12 protein-coding genes are annotated in these 10765 nt (G+C 33.2%); 8 read left to right on the forward strand and 4 right to left on the reverse strand.

The genetic code is table 11. The features are described 5' to 3' along the window. Positions 1 to 10: 10 nt before the first annotated feature. The gene (locus ACXAHM_RS15015) at positions 11 to 349 is read right to left on the reverse strand and encodes a hypothetical protein (RefSeq protein ID WP_474961274.1); all 339 of its coding nucleotides are present in this window, start codon (positions 347 to 349) and stop codon (positions 11 to 13) included. A gap of 342 nt (positions 350 to 691) precedes the next feature. On the opposite strand from ACXAHM_RS15015, the gene ACXAHM_RS15020 reads away from it, so the two are divergent. The 6 genes from ACXAHM_RS15020 to ACXAHM_RS15045 all read left to right on the forward strand — a co-directional run bounded on the left by ACXAHM_RS15020 (position 692) and on the right by ACXAHM_RS15045 (position 6186). Further along, the gene (locus ACXAHM_RS15020; protein ID WP_474961275.1) at positions 692 to 1627 is read left to right on the forward strand and encodes a phosphoribosylaminoimidazolesuccinocarboxamide synthase; all 936 of its coding nucleotides are present in this window, start codon (positions 692 to 694) and stop codon (positions 1625 to 1627) included. A 66-nt stretch (positions 1628 to 1693) separates the two neighbouring features. Then, positions 1694 to 2074: an STAS domain-containing protein gene (locus tag ACXAHM_RS15025; protein WP_044202651.1), complete on the forward strand. Its 381-nt coding sequence runs from the start codon at positions 1694 to 1696 to the stop codon at positions 2072 to 2074. A 92-nt stretch (positions 2075 to 2166) separates the two neighbouring features. Beyond that, positions 2167 to 3084, forward strand: coding sequence for a ribonuclease Z (locus ACXAHM_RS15030; protein ID WP_474961276.1), 918 nt, complete (start codon positions 2167 to 2169; stop codon positions 3082 to 3084). Between the two features lie 48 nt (positions 3085 to 3132). After that, complete coding sequence (locus ACXAHM_RS15035; RefSeq protein ID WP_474961277.1) at positions 3133 to 3684, forward strand: DUF4178 domain-containing protein; 552 nt, start codon at positions 3133 to 3135, stop codon at positions 3682 to 3684. Between the two features lie 40 nt (positions 3685 to 3724). Beyond that, a complete protein-coding gene (locus ACXAHM_RS15040) occupies positions 3725 to 4528 on the forward strand; it encodes a hypothetical protein (RefSeq protein WP_474961278.1) in 804 nt (267 codons plus the stop codon). Between the two features lie 71 nt (positions 4529 to 4599). Next, a complete protein-coding gene (locus ACXAHM_RS15045; RefSeq protein WP_474961279.1) occupies positions 4600 to 6186 on the forward strand; it encodes a polyamine aminopropyltransferase in 1587 nt (528 codons plus the stop codon). A gap of 44 nt (positions 6187 to 6230) precedes the next feature. Here the strand turns inward: ACXAHM_RS15045 and ACXAHM_RS15050 are convergent, their stop codons facing one another. Next, positions 6231 to 7349, reverse strand: coding sequence for an NTP transferase domain-containing protein (locus tag ACXAHM_RS15050; protein ID WP_474961280.1), 1119 nt, complete (start codon positions 7347 to 7349; stop codon positions 6231 to 6233). Beyond that, positions 7346 to 7837: a cyclic pyranopterin monophosphate synthase MoaC gene (moaC, locus tag ACXAHM_RS15055; protein WP_474961281.1), complete on the reverse strand. Its 492-nt coding sequence runs from the start codon at positions 7835 to 7837 to the stop codon at positions 7346 to 7348. The genes ACXAHM_RS15050 and moaC overlap by 4 nt, the downstream gene beginning before the upstream one ends. A gap of 55 nt (positions 7838 to 7892) precedes the next feature. Here moaC and ACXAHM_RS15060 point away from each other — a divergent pair, with 55 nt between their 5' ends. Continuing rightward, positions 7893 to 9110, forward strand: coding sequence for a molybdopterin molybdotransferase MoeA (locus ACXAHM_RS15060; protein WP_474961282.1), 1218 nt, complete (start codon positions 7893 to 7895; stop codon positions 9108 to 9110). A 3-nt stretch (positions 9111 to 9113) separates the two neighbouring features. Beyond that, on the forward strand, positions 9114 to 9479 hold the full coding sequence (locus ACXAHM_RS15065; RefSeq protein WP_474961283.1) for a DUF7009 family protein: 366 nt from the start codon (positions 9114 to 9116) through the stop codon (positions 9477 to 9479). Positions 9480 to 9799: 320 nt separating this feature from the next. Here the strand turns inward: ACXAHM_RS15065 and ACXAHM_RS15070 are convergent. Then, positions 9800 to 10765: fasciclin domain-containing protein (locus ACXAHM_RS15070; RefSeq protein ID WP_474961284.1), on the reverse strand; the 966-nt coding region annotated here is incomplete at its 5' end.

The following is a 10765-nucleotide window of genomic DNA, read 5'->3' on the forward strand; positions in this document are numbered from 1 at the left end:
AAGTTCAAGATTATAAGCAACCAACAAATTGTGTTTCACCACTTCTTGGACTTTCTACTCTAAAGCTTAACATTTTATTCAATAAGTCTACTTTACCTTCTAAGCTTTCCTCGCTATCATTACAACAAACTTCAAACATATCTGAAGCTACTTCTTTTGTTGCTAGAGGCAATGTTTCACCACTCTCACAACCATCCATAATAATCTCCAAACGAACATTATTCATATCGTCTACAGTAATGGAAGTTTGTGCATCTATTTCATATTTATAATCATCAACTACTTTAAATAGTTTTCCTGAATATAAACCGGCTAATTTGTCAAGGATGTTATCTTTTAAGTCTAACATGAGAATCTATGATAATAATTTAAAAAAACAGGTTACGTGATAATCTGCATCCGCCCTGTAGAAGTTCGTATAATTGAATAGTAAAAAACAATTTTCTATTCACCCATTAAAACTACAAACAATTTTCCAAAAATCTCAAGGAAAATCAATATAAATTCTAAAAATTATTATAATATTAGAATTTAATTACAAATGCTATACTGACTATCATTCTTTGTTTACGACAAACTCAAAAATCTTTTCAAAATTGATTAATATAAAATTGCAATAAAACCTAGATACTGTGTATGTTTGCAGCTAAATTTTAATATATACCTAAATTAAGTACATCATTTTTTAGTTATGAACGCAATTAAAAGCACCAACTTTTCTTTCGAAAATGCCACAGGTGTTTACCACGGCAAAGTCAGAGATGTGTATTTCTTCGAAAATAAGATTGCCATCGTTGCCACCGACCGAATTTCAGCATTTGATGTTGTACTTGATCGAGCAATTCCTTACAAGGGCCAAGTTTTAAACCAAATCGCAGAAAAATTTCTTAATTTGACTGCAGATGTAGTTCCTAATTGGCTAGAAGATTCACCAAGTCCTAATGTGCACATTGGTAAAAAGTGTGATGCATTCGAAGTCGAAATGGTGATTAGAGGCTATTTAGCCGGTCACGCATGGAGAGAGTATAAAGCAGGTAAAAGAATGCTTTGTGGTGTAGCGCTACCTGAAGGGTTAAAAGAGAATGATAAGCTTCCAACTCCAATCATTACTCCTTCTACAAAAGCAAAAGAAGGACATGATGAGGATATCTCAAGAGAAGAAATTCTTGCACAAGGTATTGTTTCAGAAGAAGACTACGTTCAATTAGAAAAATATACTTATGCTTTATTCCAAAAAGGCACTGAGTTTGCTGATGAACAAGGTCTGATTTTAGTGGATACAAAATATGAATTCGGGAAATACAATGGAGAAATCTATTTGATTGACGAAGTACATACGCCAGACTCTTCTAGATACTTCTACAAAGAAGGATATGAAGAAAGACAAGCGAATGATGAACCACAAAAACAGTTATCTAAAGAGTTTGTTAGACAATGGTTAATTAAGAATAACTTTCAAGGAAAAGAAGGGCAAGTCCAACCAATAATGACGGATGAATTTGTTAATTCTATTTCTGATAGATATATTGAATTGTACGAAAAGATCACAGGTGAAAAGTTTGATAAAACAACCTACGATCATCGTGACGAAGAAATTTTTAATTCAATATCCACACAATTAGGATAATTTTACGATCAGTTAAAAAATTGTGTGTATATTGCTTTTTATTAAGATAGACTATATTAAGAAATTATGAGATTTTCTGTAAATAAAAGCGAAAAATATACTGTATTAATCCCTGAAGAGGAGAAATTAGATTCTTTAAAAGCACCACAGTTAAAAGCTGAGATTGTTACTATGTTCCAATCGGGTACTGAGAATTTAATTATTGATTTATCGAGCGTTAAGTACGTTGATTCATCAGGATTAAGCTCTATTCTAGTTGCAAACAGACTTGCTGGAGAAGTTAATGGCCGTCTTGTTTTAGCTGGATTAAATGAGCACGTAATGAAATTAATCAAGATTTCTAAATTAGAAACAGTTTTAAATCTTTTACCTACGGTTCAAGAAGCTATTGATTCTGTATTCTTACACGAAATCGAAAAAGATATTGAAGGCGAAGAAGAAAATTAAGCCTTATTAATAAATAGCATTATTTTTATAAAGCTCGAAGTGCGATTTTTGCATTTCGAGCTTTTACTGATTTTTACTAACAAACTTATCCCTTGTCGTTCGAAATAACAATATTAGGTTCAAGTGCCGCCGTTCCCGTAAAAGGAAGGCACATGACATCTCAACATGTTCGTATCGGTAATCATCAATTTCTAATTGATTGTGGTGAGGCTACACAGCATCAGTTGCTTGATTTAGGTATTAGTTTACATAAAATTGAGCACATATTCATTAGTCACCTTCACGGAGATCATTTCTTCGGTTTACCAGGACTCTTGTCTACGATGAATATCCAACGTAGAACGGCACCCCTATATATCCACGGACCTAGAGGTTTAGATGAAGTTTTGTTAGCTAGCTTTAAGCATTCGCATACAGAATTAAATTACGATATCTTCTTGTATGACAACCCTACTATGTTTTCTGAAGTCATTTTCGAAAACGATCATATTACGGTTGAAACTATTCCTTTAACGCATCGTGTTCCTTGTACTGGTTTTCTATTTAGAGAAAAACAAAAGCAGTATAGAATTATCCCTGAAAAATTACCCTCAGGATTACCTTTTGATGCATTCAGGGCATTAAAAAGAGGAGAGAACATACAATTTCAAGGAGAAACTATTGAATACAAAAATGTCACTTTACCTCCTAGAAAGTCTCGCTCTTATGCTTTTTGTTCAGATACAAAATTTAGTCGAAGCGTAATTTCTAAAGTTTATGGCGTAGATTTACTATACCATGAATCTACATTTATGCATAGACATTTAGATAAAGCAAACAATACCTATCATACTACTGCCCTTCAAGCCGGTCAAATCGCAAAAGAAGCAAAGGTAAACAATCTTTTAATAGGACACTTCTCTGCTCGATATGGAGATCTAAAAGTATTGTTAGACGAAGCCAAAACTATGTTTGAAAACACTGATCTCGCCAAAGAAGGTCGAAAATTTTCTATCATAGAAACAGACTAATGTGGACTTTTATATTATATTTGATAGTGTCAAATAAAATATAATACTATGCCATTTGGATTTTTTAAAAAGAAAAAGAAAGAGGTCGCTCATTATGACCCTACCAATATTAAAATCACTGATATTAGAAAAGGTTACATTCTAGACTTTGATCTACAAACTTGGGAGGTTACTGAGGAATTTGAATATGACTGGGGAGACAATGAGTTTTCTTACGAATTTAAATTAGATAGTGCTTCAGAATCTGTATTTTTAAGTGTAGAGGATGAAGGAACTATTTCAGGAACTGTATCCAAAAAGATCATGTGGGGTAAATTACCTGAAGAAGTTGAAGATGATATTCAAAGCAAAGGTAAACCACCCAAACAAATTGTCTTTAATGGTGTAACGTATTACAGAGATTCTAAAAGTGTTGGTTATTGGAGAAATGTTCATACTACTGATAGTAATGATAGCTTAGAATATATCTGTTGGGAATATTATGATGATTCCGAAAAAAATATTATTACATTAGAACAATTTGGTGATGAAGAATTTGAAGCATCTGCTGGAAAGGTTTACCCTCCTTCTGCTTTTACAAACATTCTTCCTAACAAATAAGTTATATTTATCAAAATATTAAAATCAACTACCTATTAACGTGCAAACAAAAACATTCACATATAGAAGAATATTATTATTCTTATCATTTCTATTTTTAATCTCTTGTTCATCTCAGGAAAAGTTTAGAAAAACACCTGTAGATCAACTGATAATAGACATGAGTAGTATTCAAAATTATACAATATTACTTCATGATATGGATGCAGATGAACACTTATTTTCTGCAGACGAATATAAACATCAATATAAAGTAATCACTATGGGAACGGATAGTATCCCTAAAGAAACGATTACAGCTTGGTATCCTGTTTCAGAATCTTTTTTCAACCTTCACTCAGGTGATATTGGAATGGAAGTCGCTTCTAAAGTGAATGGTAAACTAAGCAAACAAGTATCACCTCCTGGCTATTCTGGATATGTTGGAAATTCTCAATATGGACAATGGCGTACGAATCCTAGCACTGGAACAAGTTTCTGGGAATTCTACGGAAGATATGCAATGTTGAGAAGTATCTTTGGTATGGGGTATTATGGTCCAATTTACAGATCTACCTATGTTGATTATAGAAGACATTATTCTTCAGGAAGAAATTACTATGGTGGTAGTTCTGGATCTCCAAGATATGGAAGTTATTCATCTGGAGCCTCAAAAGCTAATCCAAGTTTTTCTAGTCGTATGAGAAGTAATAGTGGCTTTAAAAATACAGTAAATAACAGTGTAAGTCGTTCACCTGCTCGTTCAGCAGCTGGTTCTCGTGCATCTGGATACAATAGTTCTAGTTCAAGATACGGTAGCGGTTCATCTTCTCGTTCTAGATCTTCATCTTCAGGAGGAAAATAAAGATTTTTTATATATAAAATATAGCTTGGCCCTCAGTAGAACAACTGAGGGTTTTTGTTTCAAACTAGCAAATGAAAACTTCTTTTTTATCAAAATCTAATACTTTAAAACTGGCATTATTTGCCACTGGATTATCGGGTATTGTTGCAGAATATGTATTATCCACTTTAGCCACCTATTTTCTGGGTAATTCTGTATTTCAATGGACACTTACCTTATCTTTTATGCTTTTTGCCATGGGATTAGGTAGTCGATTCAGTAAGTATTTAGACAAAGACCTAATTGAAAAATTTATTGTTGTTGAATTCATCCTATCATTTTTAGTTTCTTTCAGCTCAATAATAGCTTATGGTATTTCTGCTTATGTGAGTTTTAATGAGTCATTACATGTATTTCCATTACCTATTGATGGGGTATTAATTTACTTTACAAGTATCTGTATTGGATTTCTAATTGGTTTGGAGATTCCTTTAGCCACACGTCTCAATGATTCTTTCGAATCTTTAAAAGTCAATATATCTTCAGTAATGGAGAAGGATTATTTCGGAAGTTTATTCGGTGGACTTTTCTTTGCTTTTGTTGGTTTACCCTTTTTAGGTTTAACCTACACTCCTTTTATTTTAGGCTTTGTCAACTTAAGTGTAGCCATACTTTTACTTTGGAGACTTGATGATATTATTTCTCCTACTTGGGTAAAAAACTTAAAAGTAAGTAGTGTTGTTCTTTTTGTAATTATTGGTATTGGAATGTTCAAAGCCAAAGATGTTATCAATTATGGAGAGCAACAACTTTACAAAGATGAAGTAGTTTTTCAGAAACAGACCTCTTATCAAAGACTTGTTATCACACGTTGGAAGCAAGATTATTGGTTGTATATTAATGGACACCTTCAATTGAGTACATTTGATGAATGGCTTTATCATGAACCAATGGCGATACCTGCTTTAGCTTTAAACGGTAGACCACAAAATGTATTGATTCTAGGTGGTGGTGATGGCTGCCTTGCTCGTGAAGTTTTAAAATTCCCATCGGTTGAAAAAGTGACCTTAGTTGACCTTGACCCTGGAATGACAGATTTAGGAAAAAACAATCCTATTTTTGTAAAACTAAATGGTGGAGCTTTAAATGATTCAAAAGTAGATGTAATTAATGGAGATGCATTTACTTATCTAGAAAATACTAAAGATTTCTACGATGTTATCTTAATGGACTTCCCTGACCCTAAATCTATTGAATTAGGTCGTTTACAATCAAAAGAAACATTCCGAATGTGTTGGCATCATTTACGTCCAAACGGTGTAATCGTCACACAAGCAGGAAGTCCATATTATGCGACAAAAGCCTTTTATTGTATCGAAAAAACAATGCAAAATGCTGGATTTAATACTATACCTCTTAGAAATCAAGTACTTACTCTAGGTGAATGGGGATGGGTAATGGGTACAAAAGAATTATCTTCTGATCAGATGAAAGAGAATATCAGACATTTAAATCTAAAAGATATTCCTACAAAATGGCTAACAGAAGAGTCATTAATGGGAATTACTTCTTTTGGAAAAGGATTAGTAGAATTCGATAGCTCCAAAGTAGAAGTCAATACAGTACACAACCCTGTTTTACCCTCTTATTATGGGAAAGGAAACTGGGATCTCTTCTAGAAAAATACCCCAACATTTTATCATCAAATGTTGGGGTATTTTTATTAAAGACTTTCCATTATCGAATTAAATTCTTCAGGAGTATTCGCATTTGTCATTTCTTGCTCTTGATTTGCGATGAGTAATTCAATCTCGCTATTGATCAAAGCTTTTCTTGGACAAGAATAACCCCAACTTAGAAATTCTAATAACCTTCCGTACATTTTTGGTTCCCAAATACAAATCAATGGTTCAGGAAATGCTAATGTTGGACTTTTAAATGAAGTAGCAAATTTTTGTGGATTCCTATTTTCCACCAATTGAGTTAATGACAATTCACTTAGTAATGGTAAATCACAAGCAACCACTAACCACGCACTATTAGGATCTTCTTGAAAAGCAGAGAGAATTCCTCCTTTCGGTCCAAGACCTAAGAATTTATCAGTAATTTGGTTTACTTCAGCAAATTCTTCTTTTTCATCCGCAACAGAGACAAATACTTCATCACAATACTGAGAAAGCAAATCATAAGTATGTTTCCATTGGGGTTGCTCATGGTAAGTAAGCATTGCTTTATCTTTACCCATTCTTGTTGACTTCCCTCCTACCAAAACAAGTCCTTTTAACTTAGGAATTATAATTGATTGTTCTTTGATAAATTGGGTAATCTTTACTTTTTCATCAGCAAAAAATGTAGGTAGTTTGGCTAATTCTGGCTTTTCTGATAAAAGATCCTCTGGCAATTCAGTGTTCCCATCAGTAAAAATTACTGCTATAGGATGCTTTATCTTCGCAATCTTTTTTAATAACGGCTTTCTACTATCAACAAAAAGTAATTGTTTTTCACCTTCAAAATGATTTCCATTTACCAAAGTGATCTCACAACTTTTAAACAACTGTCTTAATTCAAATGAAGAATATCCTTCTTGAGTATCAAAACGTTTAAAATTAATCTTATCTGTATAAGAAACTACTGTTTTCCCAAAAAATGATTTTGCTTTTTCTTCCTCATCACTTTTATGATCCATATCCAAAAAAGCAACTTTTAATGGTGCTAATTCTGTTGAAATTTCTGCAACAAAATTCTTAATATCACCACATGTTGTCCCCATGATTGCAATTTCATTACAACCAAAGTTTCCAATATTTCTCCTTGTTAGTTTGGCGTGTTTTTGATGTTTCATCTTTTAAAATCGGATTTCCCTCCCGTTTTATGCATTAATTTAGTTTCTTTAATTACGATATCATGAGACAATGCCTTGCACATATCATAAATGGTCAACGCAGCTACCGTTGCTCCAGTAAGCGCTTCCATTTCGACTCCTGTTTTTGACGTTACAGATGCAGTACTTATGATGGTAATTTCAGTCTCAGAAGACCAATTGATCTCAATATTACATTTATCTAAAGGAAGTGGATGACACAATGGTATCAGATCTGATGTCTTTTTGGTCCCCATAATACCTGCAATCATTGCTGTTTGAAAAATAGAACCTTTTTTTGTTGCATTATCTTGACCTTTAATCTGAATCGCTACTTCTTTTGGAAAAGCAATAATGGATTGGGCAATCGCAATACGTTTAGTTATATTTTTATCACCAACATCAACCATAGATGGATTTCCATCATTATCTAGGTGTGTTAATGTATTTTTTTCGTCTTCTTTTTTCATTCTTATAAGATCAATAAGTAATTTCGGAAGACAATTTCAGAATAAACAAACTTGTATGCAAAATCATTTGATAGAACCTTCAGCGGTTGAAGAAATAATCTCAAAAATTACCTTTAAGAAAAAAGTAGAAAGCATATCTCTTTCTGAAGCTAACGGTAGAGTACTAGCTAAAAATATTTATGCTGATAGAGATTTCCCTCCATTCAATCGAGTAGCTATGGATGGAATTGCTATAAATTTTAAGGAAATTGAAAAAGGAAATCACACTTTTTTTATAGAAGGTACTCAAGCAGCAGGTAGTCCTCAAATGACGCTTAAAAGCAGTAATCATTGCTTAGAAGTAATGACGGGTGCAATGTTACCCAATAATGTTGATGTAGTCATCCCTTATGAATGGACAGAAAAAAACGGAGACTATATGAACGTTGCTGACTTCAAAGAAATCCAACAATTTGGTAACGTACACCTTCAAGGTATCGATCAACATAAAAATGATCTCCTTTTAGAAAGTGGTCAAGGGATAACTTCTGCTGAAATTGGTTTATTAGCAACTGTAGGTAAAACTAAAGTTGATGTTTATACACTTCCAAAAATAGCGATTATTGCTACTGGAGATGAGTTAGTTGATATCAGTGACACCCCAGCCCCTCATCAAATTAGAATGTCTAACTGTTTTACGATTAAAAGTAGAATAGAAGAAGAAGGAATTACATCTACGATTTTCCATCTAAAAGATGATTATGAAACACTAAAAGATGAAATCAATGCTCTTTTCAAGAATTTTGATATTTTTATATTTAGTGGAGGTGTTTCAAAAGGAAAATTTGATTATTTACCTCAAGTATTTGAAGAATTGGAAGTCAGAAAACAATTCCATGGAATAAGACAAAGACCTGGTAAACCTTTTTGGTTTGGTATTACAAAAGAAGATCAACCTATTTTTGCATTGCCGGGCAACCCTGTTTCTACTTACCTATGTACGAATAGATATTTTATTCCTTGGCTATTTCAGCAAAACATAATTCATAAACCATTAATCAAAAAGTGGGCAACGCTTGCAGAAGACTATTCGTTCAAAAAACCATTGACTTTCTTTCTCCAAGTAGAGGCAAAATACAATGACGAGGGTGAATTACTTGCCTACCCTATAAAAGGAGGTGGATCAGGAGATCTAACAAGTCTCGTAAAAGCAAACGCTTTCTTGGAGTTAGACGGAGATCGTTCTAACTTTAGTAAAAATGAAAAATTACCTATTTGGTTTTATAAAAAATAGATCATGAAATTAAGATTATTAGACAATAGTATCAGAGTTCGTTTAAATAAAGTCGATCTTGATACGCTTCATAAAGATGGTGAAGTTTGGACTGTTTCTCAATTAGGAAAAACATCCTTCTCTTATGGTGTAAAATCTATAGAAAGAGGAGATATGAAAGTTGAAATGGAAAATAATCGATTACAATTTTGTCTAAATGTTGATCAAATCAATGAATGGCACGGATCAAATACTGTAGGATTTTCTTCTGTTCAAGAAAATGAAGATGGATCAACATTAAAATTATTAATAGAAAAGGATTTCAAATGTCTCACTGATCGAGATGAAGATGAAAGTAATAACTTTGAAAACCCGAATAGCACTTGCTAATAAAAGAAACCACACCATTAAGAACGGTGTGGTTTTTTGTTGCTAATACTCTATTCTATGATTAACTAATCGGTCTTTACTTTTTATAGTAATATGAAATATTGATCATATCAAGAATTATCCATCGCTAAATGTGCATCCCCTTACGTTTATATTATCTAATCATCAGATAAATCAGATAATTAAACTTTAGATTTCACAACATTTAAGTTGTATAGCAGAATTGTATTCTTTTGAAGGATGTATTCCTTTTTACTATTTTAGTAAGTGAGGAATCTAGTTTTTTAATTTACCTAAACTGTAGATTCCTCTATATTTTTTTACATGTTTGCATCTAATATTGCATTGATGATGTGTACCACACCATTTGAAGCTTCATTATTAGCGATAGAAACTGTAGCATTACCAATCATTACAGTCTCACCATCAATTGAAACTGTATAAGTAGCTCCACCTAAAGTTTCAACCTCCATACCATCTGATAAATCAGTTGATAAAACTGTACCTTCTACTACGTGATCTAATAAGATTGCTGACACTTCTTCTGCTGTTAAGGCATCTAAATCAACACCTTCGAAAGCTGAATTAACTGGTGCGAATACTGTGTACTCTCCGCCTGATAAGGTCTCTACTAAACCAGCCTTTACTACTGCTGAAACTAATGTTGATAAATCTTCAGTCGCTTGAGCTAATTCTACGATAGTTGGAAGCATTTCTTCCTCCATTAAAACCATATCAACTACATGAACTAAACCATTTGAGGCCATTTGATCGGCTGCTGCTACTGTTGCATTTCCGATCATTACTGATGACCCAAGTGATACCATATATTTTGCTCCACCTAAAGTTTCTACTTCCATACCATCTGATAAGTCAGTTGATAATACTGTTCCTTCTACCACGTGATCTAATAAGATTGCTGATACTTCTTCTGCTGTTAAAGCATCTAAATCAACTCCTTCGAAAGCTGAATTAACTGGTGCAAATACTGTGTACTCTCCACCTGATAAGGTCTCTACTAAACCAGCTTTTACTACTGCTGATACTAATGTTGATAAATCTTCAGTCGCTTGAGCTAATTCTACGATAGTTGGAAGCATTTCTTCCTCCATTAAAACCATATCAACCACATGAACTACACCATTTGAGGCCATTTGATCGGCTGCTGCTACTGTTGCATTTCCGATCATTACTGATGACCCAAGTGATACCATATATTTTGCTCCACCTAAAGTTTCTACTTCCATACCATCTGATAAGTCAGTTGATAATACTGTTCCTTCTAC

Source organism: Flammeovirga sp. AWQ4_249, from assembly GCF_056161045.1.